This is a genomic window from Roseimaritima multifibrata, assembly GCF_007741495.1.
GTDB lineage: Bacteria > Planctomycetota > Planctomycetia > Pirellulales > Pirellulaceae > Roseimaritima > Roseimaritima multifibrata.
Map to the genome: position 1 here is coordinate 4,044,133 of NZ_CP036262.1, position 19,634 is coordinate 4,063,766.

Below are 19,634 nucleotides of genomic sequence, written 5' to 3' on the forward strand. Positions count from 1 at the left end.
GACAAACGATGTGCAGTGCCGCGTTGCTCCACTCCCCTAAAACATTTCCAAATCGCAAGCCAGTGCGTTCCGGCTTCCACGGATTGAACGAAATGCGACGGTCCTTCGGGACTCCATTTAACGCATCCATTTTCACAGATGATTCATTGGCTTCCTTCCACGAGTTCCCTCCTATGATCCACACCTCCATATTCCGCTGGCTTACTCTCGTTCCGCTTCTGTTTGGCATAAGCAATTACGGAGCGGCAGACGACTGGAAACTGCAGCCTCTGAAATACAACAATCCCGATCTAGCTGTCGACCTGGGCGTCGGTTTGTGGGCATGGCCAATGCCGATGGACTACGACAACGACGGAGACCTGGACTTGCTGGTTGGGTGTCCCGACAAACCATCCAACGGGGTTTACTTCTTCGAAAACCCGACGCAGGACGCCAGCGTGAAGACGCCTACTTTTCTTCCCGGCGTGCGACTTGGTTCCGCGACGCATAACATGCAGGTCAGTTATGTCGACGGTCAGCCTCGGATCCTACGCAACGGTCACGAATACCCTCGAGACCCTGCAACCGGAGAATTCAATTTCGCGAAACCAAAACGCATCTTCCCCAAAGACAACATTCACGAAAATCGTGTTCGCGGAAACATGTGGCGTTACGTCGATTACGACGGTGACGGGGATCACGACATCGTCGTGGGCGCCGGTGATTGGACCGAATATGTCTGGGACAACGCGTATGATTCGTCGGGACGTTGGCGAAACGGGCCGCTGCACGGTTACGTCTACTGGATCGAAAACCAAGGTAACGATGATTCGCCAAAGTACAGCGATCAACCAACCAAGATCCACGCAGCCGGGGGGGCCATCGATGTCTATGGTTGGCCTTCACCGAACTTTGCAGATTTCGATAACGACGGGGACCTGGACCTGCTGTGCGGGGAATTCCTAGATGGTTTTACCTATTTTGAAAACGTCGGAACTCGCAATGAACCTGTGTACGGGGCAGGGCAGCGTCTGCAAGACGAAAACAGCGCCCCCCTGGTGATGCACCTTCAGATGATCACTCCCACCGCCTTTGACTGGGACGCGGACGGAGACCTTGACCTGATTGTTGGCGATGAAGATGGCCGCGTCGCTTTGGTAGAAAACACCGGCAAGTTCCAAGGTTCCGCTCCTGTATTCTCCGCACCACAATACTTTCAACAACAGGCCGACACGCTGAAGTTTGGTGCGTTGGCAACCCCCTATGTCTACGACTGGGATGGTGACGGCGACGAAGACATTCTGTGCGGAAACACCGCAGGGAACATCGCTCTGTTCGAAAACCTTGGCGATGCCGATAACGGGTTGCCAAAATGGTCCGCTCCTCAATTACTCCGTTCGCAATCCGCAGCTGGCGGTGAAGAAAAAGAATTCCGAATTTTGGCGGGCGAAAGTGGATCGATCCAAGGTCCCTGCGAAGCCAAGTGGGGTTACACCACCCTTTCCGTCGCCGACTGGGACAAGAATGGCGAACCGGACATTCTTTACAATTCAATTCTCTCCAAGATTGGGTTGCTGAAGAATCAGTCCGGCAAACTGATCGATGTGGCATTCGATAGTGGGCAACAAGAAACTCCCCCCGCTTGGTACTGGTGGCAAACCAAATCGAGCGACGCCCTTTCGCAGTGGCGTACGACTCCGGTTGCGATCGATTTCGATGACGACAAAGAACTTGATCTAGTCATGCTGGATCAAGAGGGCTACCTGACTTTGCGTTCGGCGGGTGGTCCTGCTGAGCGAATTTTTGTCGACGAGGACAACCAGCCTCTGCAACTGAACCCCCGCAGCTGCGGTAGTTCGGGACGCGTAAAACTGGCGGTTGTCGACTGGGATGGTGACGGAAGAAAAGACATCCTGACGAATTCAGAAAACGCGACTTGGTATCGCAATTGCGAAACACGCGACGGAAAAATCGTCTTGAAATCGATTGGGAACTTGGCCAAACGCAACGTAGCCGGCCACACATCCAGTCCAGCTGTTTGCGATTTCAACAAAGACGAAAAACCAGACTTGATCGTGGGCGCCGAAAACGGGCGGCTTTACTTCATCGCGCATGATGACTGCGTCGATTACGCCGCTGACAAATTGACCGCGGCTCCCGCCAAAGAGTCTGCGGCCCCCAAATTCCTCAGCTGGGAGAGTGACACGCTGATCAATGATAATGCTCCTTACAAGGAATGCCACGCATCGACCATTTGTGAAACCAATCGCGGCCTTGTCGCCGCATGGTTCGGCGGCACAAAAGAGAAACACAAGGACGTTGGGATTTGGACCAGCTATCACGACGGCACAAAATGGTCGAGAGCAACAGAAGTTGCAAACGGCGTCCAACATGACGGACTGCGTTACCCCTGCTGGAATCCAGTTCTCTTCCAACCGCCCGGCGACGCTCCGACACTGCTGTTCTTCAAAGTCGGCCCGACGCCTTCGACGTGGTGGGGCGAAATGATGGTCAGCTATGATGGCGGCCGCACCTTTGTGGAACGTAAACGACTTCCAGAAGGGATTGACGGGCCGGTCCGCTGCCAGCCTATTCTGCTTGCGGACGGCAAAACGCTTCTGAGCGGCAGCTCCACCGAATACGACGGCTGGACCGTTCACTTCGAATCGATCGGTTTGTCCAACGGGCAACCTGCAGGAACATGGAGCCGCGTCGGACCAATCAATTCCGCCAAAGAATTCAATGCGATTCAGCCCACGTTTTTGACTCATAGCGATGGCCGAATTCAAGTCCTCTGCCGGACGAAAGAAAGCGTCATCACGACCAGTTTTTCGAAAGACAATGGCAAGACATGGTCGAAGATGGAAGCGATTGATTTGCCGAATCCAAATTCAGGAATCGATGCCATCGACTTGGCCGACGGCCGCAAGTTGCTGATCTACAATCCGCTTGGCTCGGGAGAGAACGGATGGGGACGGCGTGCGATCCTAAGTTTGGCCGTTTCCAAAGATGGAATTCACTGGAAGAAGTTTGCCGATATCGAACGTGAAGCCAGTGGTGAATTTAGTTACCCGTCCATGATCCAAGCTGCCGACGGCAAGGTGCATATCACCTACACCTGGATGCGCAAGAAGATCAAGCACGTGGTGCTGGATTCAGCAGAAATTCCAGCTCCATAGTTTGAGCAAACAACGGATGGATCATCCGAATGAGCCGCCGACATCAGGTAACGCAGTAACGTAACCTGGCCCGGCGGCGGTCGCCGGGAACCAGCCAAACGCAAGGGGAGCCCAATCATTCCTAGCGGAACGGCGCAAGCCGTCCGGCAAATTCACTCTGTTTTCTATGCGATTGCCGGACGGCTTGCGCCGTTCCGCTAAGAAAGGTGATGGCATTCGCCGCAACCCGTCCGGCCGCACCATCTAAAAACCACGCCTCGGTCGGTAGAAACCTGCTCTACATTTCAAGCATGTACGTTTGCTCGCCTTCGAGCTCCAGCAGACGCTGCTTTCTCCATAACCCGCCGCCATATCCGGTTAGTTTGCCATTGGATCCAATCACCCGATGGCAAGGGACCAAGATGGAAATGCGGTTGGCTCCGTTTGCGTTTGCTACGGCTCGGACTGCCGTGGGATCCCCCATCCCGGCCGCTTGCTGTGCATACGCGCGGGTCATTCCGTAGGGGATGGTCTGCAGAGCCTCCCACACTTTGACTTGAAAATCGGTCCCGACAAGATGCAAAGGCAAACTAAATTGTTTGCGTTCTTTCTTAAAATACTCCTCTAGTTGGCGCTTCAGTTTCTTCAGCATTGGAGTCTGCCCCAACAGAACGTTCGCCTGCAACCGTTTCTGAATTTGGCAAATCTGTTTTTCCTGTCTTGGCGATTCCATGTATTCCAGAAGGCAGATCCCAGCCTCAGTCGCGCCGGCCAACATCGGCCCCAGCGGAGTCTCTAGCTGGTCGACGGTCACCAGGCTATTCGCTTTGCAGGACATCGGAGCCTGTCCCAAAACGCTTTTTAGGCTTTCGCTGAAACCACTTAGCGATTCGTATCCATTATCCAATGCCGCTGCGACCACCGACGTCCCCTCTTTTAATTGCCCAACCGCACTGTTTAATCGACGATTCCGCATGAAAGCGGCAAAGGTGATTCCGCGGTTCTTCTGGAACCACCGCCGAACACGTACGGGGTCCAATCCCCAATCCTTTAAATCGCTAGCCTTGAAGATTTGATCTGCGTTTTGATCGATCTGGTCGAACAACGGTTGCAGCCAATCGGGAACTTTTCCCAGTGCCGTCAACGGTTGGCAGACCTTGCAGGGTCGGAAACCGTTTAGAATGGCTTCGTTCGCATCACGGAAATATTCGACATTCGCCTCTTTCGGTTTTCTAGCCGTACAGGAGGGGCGGCAAAAGATCCCTGTGGTGCGAATCCCTGCCACAAACACCCCTTCATACTGCGAATCCTTGCGAACCAACGCATCGTACATTGTCTTGCGATCAGGAAGCATAGGAATCGTCACGCGTCGTTCGAACGGGATAGAAAACCGGATAGGTCAGCTTCACAAGCTACCGATTCGCAATTTTACCGCAACCGAAAAATGACCAACCAATTCAGGATCCTCGCTTATGTCTAGCAATTTAACTGGCATTCTCTCGCTCATTCTATTGGCACTTCCGTTCAGCCCCTTCGGTGCCTCAGCGGCGAATGCCGCGGATCCGTTTCAAATCGCAACGTTCTCGGTCGATATCACGGTCCCGATCGGTCACCGAAGCATGGCGATCATTCCACGAAAAGTTGAGCGATTGGTCGATCCTCTTTATGCACGAGGGATGGTGATCCTTAGTGACCAAAAACCGATCGTGATCCTGGCGTTGGACTACTGTGAAGTACGCAATGGTGCGTACGATGACTGGCGCAGTGCAATCGCTCTTGCGGCCAAGACCACGCCTACACGCGTGCTGCTTAGCTCGTTGCATCAACATGATGCTCCCGTCACCGACACCGGCGCAGAGGCTTTGCTGGAATCCGTCGGCCTGGGCGGCGAGATGTGCGACGTGGCGTTTCACCGCCGCACGGTGCAACGGGTCGCTACAGCGGTCAAGGAATCGCTCAAGAAAACGACTCCGGTAACGCACCTGGGAATGGGAAAAGCCAAAGTCCATGAGGTCGCTTCGACGAGGCGTGTTGTGCACCCAGACGGGCGAATCGATTACAGTCGCGGAAGCGGCAGCGGAGGAGACGCCTTTTACGCCGCGACGGATGAAGGGGAGATCGATCCCTGGCTAAGAACGATCAGTTTTTGGAACGACAAACAACCGGTCGCCGCGATCAGCGCGTATGCGGTCCATCCGATGAGCTATTACGGGCGAGGCGACATCAGTGCCGACTTCGTGGGGATGGCCCGGAAACAGCGACAGGACGACAACCCTGCGATTCATCAAATCTATGTGAGTGGCTGTAGCGGAGACGTGACCGCAGGAAAGTACAACGACGGGGCGCAGGCGCGCCGAAAAGAATTAGCCGACAAACTTTATCAGGGAATGGTCGATGCCTGGGACAACACTGAAACGATGGCACTGCAGCAGATCGACTTCCGCAGTCGCCAACTCGATCTAGACTTTCACGAAGGGGACGCGTTTACCGTCAAGGCGCTTACCGCGATCCTGAAGGATAAAGAAGAACCGATTCGCGAGCGGATCCTGGCTGCGATGGGATTAAGCAGTTTGCAGCGTATCGATGCGGGGCAACCGATCGATCTACCATGCATCGATTTTGGCCCCGCTCAGATCGTCCTATTCCCGGGTGAAGCTTTTGTCGGTTATCAACATATCGCCCAGCAAATGCGCCCCGACTCGTTCGTAATGCCGATCGGTTACGGCGAATGCTGGCCTGGTTACATTCCGACGAAACAAGCATTCGATGAAGACTTCGGTCACAGCTGGCGATGGGTTGCCGCAGGATCTGAAGCCAAAATCCGACCCGCTCTACAGACGGTGCTTGCGACCGATCAAAACAAAACAGATCGTCCGTAATTCAACGCCTCAGGTGCAGCCCAACCGATGACGGTTGTTGCATGATAAATACGTTTAAGACCAATTCTTACAATCCACCGGTGCAAGAAATCGTAAAAAGGGCTTAACCAGCAAAATTCCAAACAGTTAAAACGATAGCAAACAGTTGGTTTTGGCTAGCTAAAACAGTAATTCGAGAAGTTCTCAGAATATCGTTGACTCAAGCCATAGCCTTTGCAGCGAATCTCCGATAGACTGATTACTTCGCAGTACGGCATGTAAACACACTGTTTGAATGCGGTGCGGCAATTTTTCTAGGAATGATGAAATGGCAGAAGGCACGATCAAGCGAGTTACGGACAAGGGTTTTGGATTTATCGACAACGGTACTGACAAAGACCTGTTTTTTCACTCGTCTAGCCTGCAGGGAGTGAGTTTTGATGACCTTCGTGAAGGTCAACGCGTTACGTACACAGAAGGTCGCGGACCAAAAGGCCCATGTGCCGAAAACGTCCAAACCGCGTAGTTTACGCTTTATTAGTGATTAATTCACAACAGAGCAGAGTGTTTTAAGGTCGTTCATCGAACGATCTGCGGTCCGAGCGGTTTCACCTCAGGTGCAATCGCCGACGCCTTAAAAATCATTCTGTATTTTTGCACTCCTTTTATAGTGCAAATGGAATCGCCCAGAGCCTAATCGCAATCATGCGTGATCGCAGCGAAGAGGGCTCTGGAACGGTTACCATCTAACCCAGTAATCGCACCATCGAGTGCTTACTTTCTTGTTGACAGCCAATCGAAAGAAGACTTGGCAGCGTTCGTCATGATATTCACATATCAATCGATTTCGCACCGGTTTTCACTCGCGGTAAACGACGTTCCCAGCCTTAACCGTTCTCTCTTTGAATTGACGATCCAGGCCTATAACGAAGTTTGGAGCGACATTCTTTCGCGGAGGACGTGAAAAGAATAAGTAAAGAAAATCTGGCTCCCCTCGCCCTCAAAACAAGCTCGCCTAAAACAGGTTTGACATTGAATCACCCGTTCGCAATCGAGTTCAATTGAACGCGACTCAAAGGCTTGTTTTGGGGGAGAGGGGAGCCAGATTTTCGTCAGTTATAAATTTCACGTCCCGAGCGAAAGGCGACAATCCCTAAGACAACGGCCCGTGACGGATCTAGTTGAGTTTCTTTAGTGCCTTGCCGCACAGCAACGGCCTACTGGGAAGCCTGGCCTTCTAAATCGCTCGCTCCGAAAACCCGAGCGACGTTGGCCTTTGCAATTTTTTTGGCGATACAAACGGGCTGTTTTCCTTGTTAAACTGGTATTCGCATTGACGCTCCGGCGCCCCCACAAACTCCTCCCTGCTACTCCCCACATCTTCGATGAAACAACCTCGTTTTTTATTGGCTCACACGCTCGCTCTGTTTGCGATCCTGTCCTGTTGCTCCCCTCTCTACTCGGACGATGCGAAAGATCGCGAACCGCAGCCGGGGGTTCCACAGGGCAAGGTGACGAACGGCACATTTGACTCCAGCGAGATCTACCCTGGGACGACTCGTGAGTACAGCGTGTATGTGCCCGCACAGTACGATGCTTCCAAACCAGCCAGCCTGATGGTCTTCATGGATGGCAAGAACTATGCGAAACCAAATGGATCGTTTCGCGTTCCAACGGTCTTCGACAACTTGATCGCTCAAAAAGCGATGCCGGTGACCATTGCGGTCTTTGTAAATCCCGGCACCGTTGCCGCCACCAAAGAGGGTGCATCCAATCAAAGCAATCGCTCCTTCGAATACGACGCGCTCGGAGATCGCTACTCCAAGTTTTTGCTCGATGAATTCCTCCCGGTCGCTTTGAAGGATCTAAATGTTTCCTCCGATCCGCAGCAGCGAGCCGTTTGCGGCATTTCCTCCGGTGGCATTTGTGCGTTCACGGTCGCCTGGGAACGCCCCGATCAGTTCAGTAAAGTTCTTTCGCAGATTGGCAGTTACACCAATATCCGTGGCGGCTGGGCTTACCCTGGATTGATTCGCCAAACCAAGGATGCGCCCAAACCGATCAAGGTCTATTTGCAAGAAGGGAAAGACGATCTTTCAAACCTTCACGGAAGCTGGCCCTTAGGGAACCAAGACGTTGCCGCAGCCCTACAGTTCTCCGGATACACGTATAAGCAGGAAATCACCGAAGGGGGCCACAGCAGCAAATGGGGCGGAAAGGTTTTCCCAAGTGCCCTCCGCTGGTTATGGGATGACTCCGCCGAATCGACGCATATCGAACAATCCCACGAAGCCCCCAAGTGGGAACCACACTCCGATGCAATCGTCAACGAAAACGTTCCCCAAGGAGTTGTCGAAGCGATGCCTCCGTGGGAATCGAAAGTCTTAAAGAATACGATTCGGGATTGGTCCATCTATGTTCCGGCTCAGTACAAGGCTGGCGAACCAACAGCCTTTATGATTTTTCAAGATGGGCTTGGATTTGCCAATACGAAACGCAACTGGCGTGTCCCGGTTGTGTTTGACAACCTAATTGCCAAAGGGGAAATGCCTCCTACGATTGCGATCTTCCTCAACCCAGGGCACGACCAAACGAAGACTCGAGGTAAAAACGGTAGACCCTCCGATCGCTCGTTGGAATACGACAGCCTTGGGGACCGCTATACGCGATTCTTATTAGAAGAAATCATTCCTGAAGTGAGCAAGAAATACTCACTCACGTCCGACCCCAGCCAACGCGCCATCGGCGGCAGCAGTTCCGGGGCAATCTGTGCTTTCACCGCTGCCTGGGAACATCCCGAAGCGTTTGGCAAAGTCTATTCCAGCGTTGGCAGTTTCACGAACCTGCGTGGCGGAAACGTTTATCCGGCGCTGGTCCGTAAGACGGAACCCAAACCGATTCGCGTCTACATGGCGGATACCAGCGGCGACGTCGACAACGCATTCGGCAGCTGGGCGTGGTCTAACCAACGCATGGCCGCTGCGCTGCAGTACATGGGGTACGACGTACGTTTTGATTGGGCAGAAGGCTATGGCCATAATTCCGAATTCGGCGGCGCTAACTTCCCTGAAGCGATGAAGTGGTTGTGGCGTACCGAAACGAATGAACCCGAAATCAACACCAAGGATGACCTACGAAGCGATTTCACGTTGCTAAACCTGTTGATTCCCGGCGAATCCTGGGAACCTGTCGTGCAAGACCTCGGTTTTGCAGACGCTCCCTGCACCGACGCGGAAGGCAATTTCTACTATTCCGACATGCGAGCCCCCGGCGTCTACCGCATCAACGTCGCCGATGGGTCTCAGGATGAAATCGCCAAAGAATCGATCAGCGGGCTGGAATTTGGTCCCGATGGCCGGCTGTACGGATGCCAAGGATCGCAGAAACGGATCATCGCCATCGATGTTGCGTCGGGAGAAACCGAAGTCATCGCTACCGACGTGGCACCGAATGACCTCGCAATCACCTCCGACGGACATTTGTTCTTCACGCAAACGCGGGATCAGCAAATCATCCATATCGACCTAAAAACAAAAAAGGTCTCGGTCGCAGATACCGGCATTCTCCGTCCCAACGGGATAGCCTTAACCAATGACCAAGGAACGCTAGCGGTATCCGAGTACGGCGGTCATTCCACCTGGACCTTCCGTGTTAACTCAGATGGATCGCTTGATGCCAAAATGCCAACGATGACCCTTCGTCAGCCAATTGATCCCAAGGGAGAATTCAACTTCAATCAACCTCCCCCTTACATGCCTTCGGCTCGAGGCGATGGCATGGCTGTCGACAAACGTGGGCGATACTACGTCACCAGTGCCCTAGGGGTGCAGATCTTTGATCCGACCAGCCGGATGTGCGGAGTCCTACCCACGCCGGATAGCAGCCAACCATTGACCAGCTGCATCCTGGCCGGCAAAGACCATCAGTATCTCTATGTGACAAACGGAAAGACCATCTATCGTCGCAAGTTAAGCGTGCAGTAACCTCACGCGCCTGCTTAACGCGTTCTCTAGGGTGGCTATATTGAACGCTACCATCGATCAAACAGGCAGCCGCGGCGGTTCTTACCGGCCGCTGCGGCGGATCTTTTTGAGCGGTGCAAAAATCTGGCCCGCATGGATTCAATCGCCTGATAGGAACGCTCCCCGATGTACCGAATCGCCAGCATTGCTACTGTTGTCCTCTGTTTGCTGCTGCTCGCTCTGTTCATCACCCAGCGTCTTTGGAAATCTCCGGCCCCGCTCCGCTTTTCAACAGGTTCGGAACTTGGGGTCTACAACACGGTGGGGACACGGATCGCGGAAGTTGCCCAGCAAGAGCGACCGGATATCACCGTCCAGGTCCAACAAAGTTCTGGCAGTCAAGAAAACATCTTGCGTCTGGAACAGGGGACCGCGGACATTGCGATCGTTCAAAACGATTCGATCGGCGGCGACGGACTACAAAGCCTGGCCGCCTTGTATCCAGAAGTCCTCCATCTAGCCTGCCGCAAAGAGGCCAACATCCTTTGCCTGAACGACTTGGTCGGTAAACGAACCAATCTTGGCGCGAAAGACAGCGGAACGTTTCAGGTCGTTGCCGAACTGCTCAACTTCTCTCGGATCAACCTGCAAGAGATCAACCTCCAGCACCAATCCTTCCAACAAGCTTCCGAAAAACTGCGTAGCGATGAACTGGACGCGGCGTTCTTTCTTGTTGGAATCGGCGCCCAGGTAATCGAAAACCTGATGCAGGACCAGGAGATCGAACTGGTGCCGATTCGGCTGGCGGATCCAAAACAATCGGGGACCTATTTCGAACCGGTCGACCTGATCAATGGTTTTCAGGTTCATTATCCCTATGCCTCATATATTCAGATCCCGATGATGACCTACGCGGGGCGTCCACAAACCCCGATTTCGTCGGTCGGGGTCAACGCGGTCCTTGTCGCACGAAGTGACCTGAGTTATTTCGATGCGAAATATTTCACCGAAACCCTTTTCGCGCAGCGAGCCGTCCTCGGCCGAGAAATCGCCCAGCTAAGTCAACTTGACGAAACGAGTGCGCAAGCGTTTCTGCAATTCCCAATCCATCCCGGCGCCGAAGCGTATTACCATCGCAATGACCCTGGGTTCCTGGCCGAGAATGCCGAATCGATCGGGCTGATCGTGACCCTGTTGCTACTGGGTTTCAGTGGATTGCACAGCGCCCATCGCTGGTACGCTCAGCGTCGGAAGAACCACGTCGATACCTACTACCAACGGATCAAAGAGATCTTGCTGGAACTAAGCGACCAACCGAATCGATCCCAGTTGTTGGCGCTGGAGAATGAACTAAAGCAGATCGAAGCGGCCGCCTGTGAAGAATTGATCGACGAGCGTCTAGACGCCGACGATACGTATATCATTCTGCAGAACATGCTGAAAATGACCGCCGATCGCTTGGGCAACGCTCAAGCGATCCTGCTAAGTCCAGAACCTTCCAGCGAATGAATAGGACCGGGTTGGTGCCAGGGCAGAGGAGGGGAGGAGACTATCGGCCCAGTTTTTCGCTGACCGACAGGCTGGCAGCCTGTGCTACCGGGCGTGCCTTCTTCGGCCTACGTTCATTTGGGAACGAAAATAGGGATCGTCCATCAAATCCGGAGCCTTGAAACTGCCGGTTCGATATGGATCGTAGGTATAGCCATAACCGTTGTTGGGATACACACCCCGGTATCCATAACTGAAATCCTGCGGATTTCCGAAAAAACTGGCGTCCAGATGGACCCTGCCGGGAGTGGCGGGAGATCTCCAGTTTCGACCATTTCCATGGGCTTGAAGGCTAAGACTGTCCGTCACCACGAAGAGTGAAACGACGGCTAAGAAGCGAAGAAACACGGCAAGCTCCATTCAGAGAGGAATCGTTCGTATGGTAAAAGGTACCCTCTCATTCGATTATCGCGACTGAAAGTCCGGATTCTCTCCCCGATTCATGCCAATCTTCGAGCGATCCTGACGATTTAAAGTGTAGCAATGAATCCAATCATCTAGCGCACTCCTTGTTCATCACGCAGTGGCTGAAATCGACAAACCAATGGCAAACCTACCCCTCGAAGACGAAGTTGTCTTTCGTGCGCCCAGTCGCGAAACCTGTTTTGAATCTCGACTGGTTCTCGAAGCGGTTGGAATTCCCTCCGACATGCGCCCCCAAGCCGGATCTTGGGTCCTGGTTGTCCCCAGCCAATACGTTCCCGCCGCATTTGCGGAATTGCATGCGTACCAACAAGACCACCCCGCAGAGACCACGCGGCCGGCAAGCAAAGTCCAAACCTATTCCGGCGCGATTGCCGGAATCGTTCTCTACGCAGCAACGATCCTCTCCGTTGCGTTATTGGCGAACCTATCGGCCTACGGCTGGGACTGGAATTCGATTGGCGTGATGCGAGCCGGGGAGGTGACGAGTGGGGAGTGGTGGCGGACAATCACCGCCCTGACACTCCATGCGGACAGTCGGCACCTGGCGTCCAACCTTCTGTTTGGAGGCCTGTTTGGCCTGATGGCAGGACGCATATTTGGAGGTGGAGTCGCGTGGCTGTGCATCACGTTAGGGGGCGCCCTTGGCAACGCCATGAACGCCTTTGCCCAGTCGGCCGACCATGCGTCGATCGGTGCTTCCACAGCCGTCTTTGCCGCATTGGGGATGATGGTGGCCCATGCCCTTCGGCCCCGTTCCTTTGAACGCGGGAACCGCATGAAACGCTGGAGCCCCTTGATCGCCGGCGTCCTCCTGCTGTCGTTCATCGGTGTCGGCGACGAACGGACCGATGTCTTGGCCCATGTCACGGGCTTTATCGCCGGCCTGGGAATTGGCTGGGGTGCCAGTCGGCTGCCGGCTCGATGGCTGTCCAACGAATTCGTGCAAACCGGCTGTGGCGTCGCGGCAATCGGATTGGTGATCGTTGCCTGGTTCTGTGCTGCAAACTTTTCGTAACAAAGAATCAAACCAGATCCGCACAAGACATCGAACCTTAACGGACCAGCCTTACGACCGGTCCGAAGGGTCGACCGGACGGCTAATCCTTGTCCGCTCTTAACACGGAAACAAAAGCTTTCTGTGGGATATTCACATTGCCAAATTGTTTCATTTTGGCTTTCCCCTTCTTCTGTTTCTCAAGCAGTTTCTTCTTCCTCGATACGTCTCCACCATATAGTTTCGCCGTCACGTCTTTTCGATAAGGCTGAATGGTGGCGCGAGCGATAATCGACCCTCCAATCGCTCCCTGAATCGGAATCTTGAACTGATGCCGAGGAATCGCTTCGGCCAGTTGCTCACAGTAGTGAAGCGCCCGGGCTCGGGATTTATCGCGGTGCACCAGATACGAGAGCGCATCGACCGGTTCTTTGTTGACCAGGATGTCCACTTTCACAACGTCGGTCGGACGATATTCAATGGGCACGTAGTCAAAGGAACCGTAGCCGCGGGTCAGCATTTTTAGTTTGCCATAGAAATCGAAGAGGACTTCCCCGAGTGGCATTTCACTGGAAACCTCAACGCGTCCCGCGGACAAGTAGTTCATCGTCTGACTTTCCGAACGATGTTCGCGGCACAATTCCATCACCGGACCAACATACTCCTCCGGTATCAAAATCGATGCTTTGATATAGGGTTCGGTAATCGCTTCGATAACGGTTGGGTCGGGCCAATAGGTCGGATTGTCGATTTCGACCTCCGAGCCATCTTTCAGTTCCAACTTGTACTTCACCGACGGTGCGGAAATCACCAACCCGACGTCAAATTCACGCTGCAAACGCTCCTGAACAACATCCAGATGCAAAAGCCCCAAGAACCCGCAACGGAACCCGAACCCCAAAGCGGCCGAGCTATCTTTTTCAAACGTTAACGCCGCATCGTTGATCGCTAATTTCTCAAGCGCCTTTGTCAGGTCTTGGTATTCATCGGTGCTCATCGGATAGACCGAGGAGAACACAACCTGCCTAGCCGGTTGGTACCCGGGAATCGGTTCCGCTGCCGGGCGATCGACCAGAGTAATGGTATCCCCAATTTCGATGTCTTGGACGCTTTTAACCCCCGCGACGATGTACCCAACTTCACCGACGCTTAACTGTTTCTGCGGATTCAATTTGAATTGGTTGTACCCCAGTTCATCCACTTTGTAGTCCCGCTCCGCATGCATGAAGCGGATTGTATCTTTAGGCTTCAAAGTCCCTTCCATGACTCGGCACTGAAGGATCACGCCGCGAAACTTATCGAAGTGAGCATCGAACACCAACGCCTTTAGTGGCGCGTCGGGGTCTCCTTGGGGAGCGGGCAGGTGTTTGACGATGCCTTCCAAGACATCCTCGATCCCAACGCCTGTTTTCGCCGACACAGGGATCGCCAAAAATGGATCCAGCCCCAAATCCGAATCGATTTCTTCGCGGACGCGATCGACGTCCGCGGCAGGCAAATCGATTTTGTTGATAATCGGCAGCAGTTCTAGATCGTATTCCAACGCCAAATAAAGATTTGCCACCGTTTGGGCTTCCACCCCCTGCGAGGCATCCACCACCATCAACGCGCCTTCGCAAGCCATCAGCGAGCGGCGGACTTCGTGTGAAAAATCGACGTGTCCCGGCGTATCGATCAAATTCAGTTGATAATCCTGGCCATCGGGCGAGTGATACTCCAGAGTGATGGTGTTGCTCTTGATCGTGATTCCTCGCTCCCGTTCGATATCCATCGAATCGAGCATTTGGTCATGCAAATCGCGTTGCGTAACCCCACCGCAAACCTGAATCAAACGATCGGCCAGCGTCGATTTACCATGATCGATGTGGGCGATAATACAGAAATTGCGAATATTCTTCATGCGTAGCGGTCTTCTAAGATTGTGACGAAACGGTCGCTGGCTAGTAAAATCGTAGTGAATCCGCCGCGAAACCAACAGGGAGTGCCTTTTGGGTGCCTCGCCAAAAGGACGTTTCACGGTTCGCTTCCGACACACAGGCCAGAGCTAAACCGAAATAGCCCGCTCGGTTCCCTGACGGGCAGGGGCTCTTCACCGGTGTCCGGAAATCCGGCTACCCCAAATCTTAACGCTGCCGATCGATAAAGGCAGGGTTAAACGGTTAACATTCCATGTGAACGATTAGGTTCGAACCATGTATCCACAGGAAAATCGAATGACATCTTCCATCATCCTCCGCCTAGCCTGCCTAGTCCCCGCGGTACTCTGCCTGCTGCTAGTCTGTAAGCAACCAGCCCAAGCCGCCACAGAGGCCTCCATCGTCGACTTGCAGCCCGTCGACGCGAAACGTGAACGAACGGTTCCAATCCGAATCTATCTTCCAGATCAACCCGAATCGCGCCCGCTGATTCTCTTTTCTCACGGACTGGGGGGATCCCGCGAAAATTCCGTCTATTTGGGCAAACACTGGGCCTCCGCCGGCTACGTCTGCATTTTCCTGCAGCACCACGGCTCCGACAAACAGATTATCCAAAGAAAGCCACTTCAGTCCCAAATGGACTCTCTCCGCTCAACGCTTAACTCCAAGAACGTGATGGACCGTATCGAGGATGTCTCGTTTATCCTGGATCAAGTCGAAACCTGGAACACCGAACCATCGCATCCCTTGTTCGCACGTGTCGATTTAGAGCACATCGGAATGAGCGGTCATAGCTTTGGCGCGGCAACCACCCTCGCGGTCGCAGGACGCAAGTTTTTTCGTAATCGTTCGTTTCCCGAACCTCGCATCGATGCCTTCCTTGCCATGAGCCCCCAACCGGTCCGAGGTTTATCGACCGAGAAAACATTTGGATCCTTGTCCAAGCCCCTTTTCTGCATGACAGGAACCAAAGACGCAAGTTCCATCCAGCCCCAAGTGACTCCAGCCGCAAGGCAATCGGTCTACGCCGCGTTACCTGAAGGCGACAAGTTTCAACTCGTTCTGGAGGGAGCCGAACACCACGCATTCAGCGACGAAAAACGTCTACGTACGAAGCAGCGCGATCCAAAACACCACGGTGTCATCCAAGAACTAAGCACCAAATTCTGGCAAGCCTACCTAGAAGACGACACAGCGGCAAAGAAGTGGCTTCAGTCAAACGCGCCGCAGACCGACGAAGTTCTAACCAAGCAAGATCGCTGGGAATGGAAATAGGTATTCCCGCGCAACCTACGTTTCAAACGCAACCGCAACAAATCGCCGCGAGCCTGTGAATTTACGTTGACCGCGCTGGAGTTTGTCGCCTTTCGCTTGGGACGTGCGATTTATAAATGAAGGAAATCTGGCTCCCCTCGCCCTCAAAACAAGCTCGCCTAAGACAGATTTGATACTGGATCAACGGTTCGCCAGCTAATGCAATTTAGGTCGATTCAAAGGCTTGTTTTGGGGGAGAGGGGCTGGAGGAGAGGAGCCGACAGCGTTGGGCAAGGCGTGGCATAATCGCTTGAAATCCGAGGCGTTCACCGAATCTTCGCTGCAAAATCGCCGCCTGGAAATCTCCCCCCCTCCCCCAGCCCCTCTCCCCCAAGCGAGCTCCACTAAATCAAAGAAAGAGGCAGAGATCACGCAATGAGCTAGCAGAGATTTCTTCCGCAACAAAGAGCTCGCTTAGGGGCGAGGGGAGCCAGACTTTCTTGATTTATTTATCGCACGTCCCCCGCGAAAGTACGCCCGCAATCGGTTTTTCACGGGGGACACGAAGTCAATAGGTGACGGTTTCCGAGTTGGCTTGCTGCTGTGCGACAACGCATCCGAAAATCCCAACCCGCTGCATAAGCGAGGGACTGGGAACACGGTCCGTCATCCCTCGCTAACGCAGCGGGTTGGGATTCGCTGCGTCGACGCTCCTAGCCCGCAGGCTTGCGAAAGAGTTCCGTTTTCGGGCTTGCCCCGGCGGACTCACAACTGGCAGCTACCCTCCTATGCAATCGAAATGCGGTTCTCCGCCAGCCCCGAATCGCCTAGGCGATTCGGGGCTGGCGGAGAAGGATGAACGGGGACGCAGCAATAGGGTAGCTGCCAGTTGTTGTCCCGACTGGGACAAGCCCAGCGGAAACAAACAGCGGCCGAAATCTTAACCCGATGCGGCAGCGACTTAGGAATTGTCGCCTTTCGCTTGGGACGTGCGATTTATAAATGAAGTAAATCTGGCTCCCCTCGCCCTCAAAACAAGCTCGCTTAAGACAGGTTTGATACCGGATCAACGGTTCGCCAGCTAATGCAATTCGGTACGATTCAAAGGCTTGTTTTGGGGGAGAGGGGCTGGGGGAGAGGGGCCGACAGCGTTGGGCAAGACGTGGCATAACCGCTTGAAATCCGAGGCGTTCAATGCGTCTTCGCTGCAAAATCGCCGCCTGGAAATCTCCCCCTCTCCCCCAAGCGAGCTCTACTAAATCAAAGAAAGAGGCAGAGAACATGCAATGAGCTAGCAGAGATTTCTTCCGCAACAAAGAGCTCGCTTAGGGGCGAGGGGAGCCAGACTTTCTTGATTCATTTATCGCACGGCCCGAGCGAAAGGCGACAATCAAAAATCGCCAGCCCAACCCCGGAGCGACGAAACTGCGACCTACCTTTTCTCATTTCGCGCACGCGGAAAAGAAAGCGGCGCCGTCTAATCGGCTTGCTTCCGAACCAGATTCATCCCTTCTCGACCACGGTAAGTCAGCAACAGGGCTCCGTCGGCGGCACAGGCATCAAAAACCGATTCGAAAAACTCGTGTTCACCTGGCCAAGGGAAGGCAAAAAAGAGATCGAACTCATCCATCGATAGCCCGATTTCTTCATACACATCCCCCTCGCCTGTATCGACATGTTCGATGTCGGCCCCCCAGTCCAACAGACCGTTCACATCGCGGGGGATGAAACTTCCTTGAAAAAAATCGACCCCAATCCCCAGCTCGTCGGCTAGTTCGCTGGACTGTTCCACCAACGATGCTTCGATCTCAATGCCAACGGCCTCCATGTCCTGCATCGCCGCCAGCATCGCAGCCACCCCGAATCCGCTGCCGAGTTCACAAAAACGATCGCCGGCCAGCAAATGATTCTGCTCAATCCAGAGAAGCGATTGACCAAGCAAATGAAAGTCGCAGGTCACAAAGTTCTCGATGACTTGTTGGTCCCGCAACATGAACCGTTCGATCTTCTCATTCGCGCGATCCATCAACTGGGTCGCTTCCTGTGACAATTCGATCTCACGCATCGAATCCGGGATCACAATCGACTGTAGTGACACAAATAAATCTCGCGAAGCGGCAGTAATCAAAGGAATACAAAAGCGTCGCAGTGTAGCCGACCCCTTATCGCGAACGAAGGGTCCTACCCTCGGAGTTCCAACATCAAATTCCCAGATCGTCGCATCCGGGCGTCAGCGCTACGCGCCCCGCTGCGAAAACGTGGCCAAACAAAACCGCAGTATGGGTCACTTCGCAAGCTGAAATTCTACGACCACTGCTCGATGATCGGACGGATACGGATCGATCACGATATCCGCATTCGCTGTCGATTCACCCACGATCTTCGCCGATTTTGCAGTGGAGTGAGGACTATGAAACACAAAATCAATTCGGTCGTGCCGATCCTTTGGATCATCGGGTGGGGTCGACGGAGTCCAGGTAAAGGCGTTGCGTTTCAGCGGGTCAGGATGAACTTGGCGGAAGGAATCGAGCAACCCTGCATCGCAAACAGCGCTTGTCGTTGGCCATGCAACGGCTAGGGGACAGGCTCCCGCAGCTGCCGCGGCCGGTATCCAGTCCAAGTGTGAAGGCTCATTGAAATCGCCGGTAACAAACAGCGGTATTTCCGAATCGATAGATTTCAGTTCGGACAGCATTCGTCGTAGCGGCGCACCGCGAGCTTCATCAGCCTCCAGAATCGCTTGTTCGGCGGTTTCGATAAATCGCCCTTTGCCGTAAGGAATTTTCAATAGCTGGTAAGGCTGATAAGGGGAAGCGGGGAAATGAGCATTAAACAAATAGAGGTTCTTGCCGCCGGGCAAGGCAACCTGCACGCCCCATTTGTTTGGTGTCGAAGCGGTGATCGGAAATCGACTGATCACGGCCGTCCGACCTCCTTGATCCAGGAAATGCCAACCGAGCAATTCGGCTAGGCGGGCACCGTTGTCGATTCCTGGTTTCCCCTCACCAGACTTTGCTTCGGTCTCTTGCAGCCCAACAACATCCGCCTTGGAGGCTCGCACAAGTGTGGCGGACTGTTCCAGAGACTGACCGCCCGCCACACCCCCTAACCACATGTTAAACGACATGATTCGAATCGTTGTCGCCGGATCATCCGCAGCTGCCACCCCCGCCGATCCGACGACGCCAAACGCTACCGCAATCGCCAGATAAATGCAGCTGCCAACCAGACCACGAAATCGAACCATCATTATGCAAACCTATTAATCGTCTATTTAGTTTCCGCAATCATACCTCCAACAATTTTACGCGTCCAAGTCGATCCCCAAGATCACCCACGCGCTGCGTAAGCGAGGGACTGAAAGCGCCATCCCGACATCCCAAACCGCTGCGTAAGCAAGGGACTGAAACCGCAGTCCGTCATCCCAACCCGCTGCGTAAGCGAGGGACCGAAAGAGCCGTCCGCTATCCCTCGCTGACGCAGCGGGTTGGGATTTTGGTCTCCTGTCACACCCCTGCAATCCGCTAGGAAACCGCCAA

At 53.8% G+C, this 19,634-nt stretch carries 12 protein-coding genes; 7 read left to right on the forward strand and 5 right to left on the reverse strand.

Annotated elements, in window-relative coordinates; all coding sequences use genetic code 11:
• The first annotated feature begins 173 nt into the window (after positions 1–173).
• Positions 174–3,158, forward strand: coding sequence for an exo-alpha-sialidase (locus tag FF011L_RS14635; protein WP_145352401.1), 2,985 nt, complete (start codon positions 174–176; stop codon positions 3,156–3,158).
• Positions 3,159–3,435: 277 nt separating this feature from the next.
• Here FF011L_RS14635 and FF011L_RS27140 read toward each other — a convergent pair whose 3' ends face one another.
• Complete coding sequence (locus FF011L_RS27140) at positions 3,436–4,491, reverse strand: bifunctional transcriptional activator/DNA repair enzyme AdaA (RefSeq protein ID WP_145355372.1); 1,056 nt, start codon at positions 4,489–4,491, stop codon at positions 3,436–3,438.
• A 118-nt stretch (positions 4,492–4,609) separates the two neighbouring features.
• Between FF011L_RS27140 and FF011L_RS14645 the strand changes: the two genes are divergently transcribed.
• From FF011L_RS14645 to FF011L_RS14660, 4 genes are all read left to right on the forward strand, one after another.
• Positions 4,610–6,016, forward strand: coding sequence for a hypothetical protein (locus FF011L_RS14645; protein ID WP_145352402.1), 1,407 nt, complete (start codon positions 4,610–4,612; stop codon positions 6,014–6,016).
• Between the two features lie 307 nt (positions 6,017–6,323).
• On the forward strand, positions 6,324–6,521 hold the full coding sequence (locus tag FF011L_RS14650) for a cold-shock protein (protein WP_145352403.1): 198 nt from the start codon (positions 6,324–6,326) through the stop codon (positions 6,519–6,521).
• Between the two features lie 859 nt (positions 6,522–7,380).
• Positions 7,381–9,978, forward strand: coding sequence for an alpha/beta hydrolase-fold protein (locus tag FF011L_RS14655; protein WP_145352404.1), 2,598 nt, complete (start codon positions 7,381–7,383; stop codon positions 9,976–9,978).
• Positions 9,979–10,143: 165 nt separating this feature from the next.
• Positions 10,144–11,466, forward strand: a complete 1,323-nt coding sequence (locus tag FF011L_RS14660; protein WP_145352405.1) for a TAXI family TRAP transporter solute-binding subunit — start codon at positions 10,144–10,146, stop codon at positions 11,464–11,466.
• Between the two features lie 84 nt (positions 11,467–11,550).
• On the opposite strand, the gene FF011L_RS14665 is transcribed toward FF011L_RS14660, so the two are convergent.
• Entirely contained in the window at positions 11,551–11,853 is a 303-nt protein-coding gene (locus FF011L_RS14665; RefSeq protein WP_145352406.1) for a hypothetical protein, read from the reverse strand.
• Between the two features lie 196 nt (positions 11,854–12,049).
• Here FF011L_RS14665 and FF011L_RS14670 point away from each other — a divergent pair, with 196 nt between their 5' ends.
• Positions 12,050–12,946, forward strand: coding sequence for a rhomboid family intramembrane serine protease (locus FF011L_RS14670; protein ID WP_145352407.1), 897 nt, complete (start codon positions 12,050–12,052; stop codon positions 12,944–12,946).
• Positions 12,947–13,028: 82 nt separating this feature from the next.
• On the opposite strand, the gene lepA is transcribed toward FF011L_RS14670, so the two are convergent.
• Complete coding sequence (lepA, locus tag FF011L_RS14675; RefSeq protein ID WP_145352408.1) at positions 13,029–14,825, reverse strand: translation elongation factor 4; 1,797 nt, start codon at positions 14,823–14,825, stop codon at positions 13,029–13,031.
• Between the two features lie 313 nt (positions 14,826–15,138).
• Here lepA and FF011L_RS14680 point away from each other — a divergent pair, with 313 nt between their 5' ends.
• Entirely contained in the window at positions 15,139–16,116 is a 978-nt protein-coding gene (locus tag FF011L_RS14680) for an alpha/beta hydrolase family protein (protein WP_145352409.1), read from the forward strand.
• Positions 16,117–17,572: 1,456 nt separating this feature from the next.
• Here the strand turns inward: FF011L_RS14680 and FF011L_RS14685 are convergent.
• On the reverse strand, positions 17,573–18,193 hold the full coding sequence (locus FF011L_RS14685; RefSeq protein ID WP_145352410.1) for a class I SAM-dependent methyltransferase: 621 nt from the start codon (positions 18,191–18,193) through the stop codon (positions 17,573–17,575).
• Positions 18,194–18,379: 186 nt separating this feature from the next.
• A complete protein-coding gene (locus FF011L_RS14690; RefSeq protein ID WP_145352411.1) occupies positions 18,380–19,345 on the reverse strand; it encodes an endonuclease/exonuclease/phosphatase family protein in 966 nt (321 codons plus the stop codon).
• Positions 19,346–19,634 lie beyond the last annotated feature (289 nt).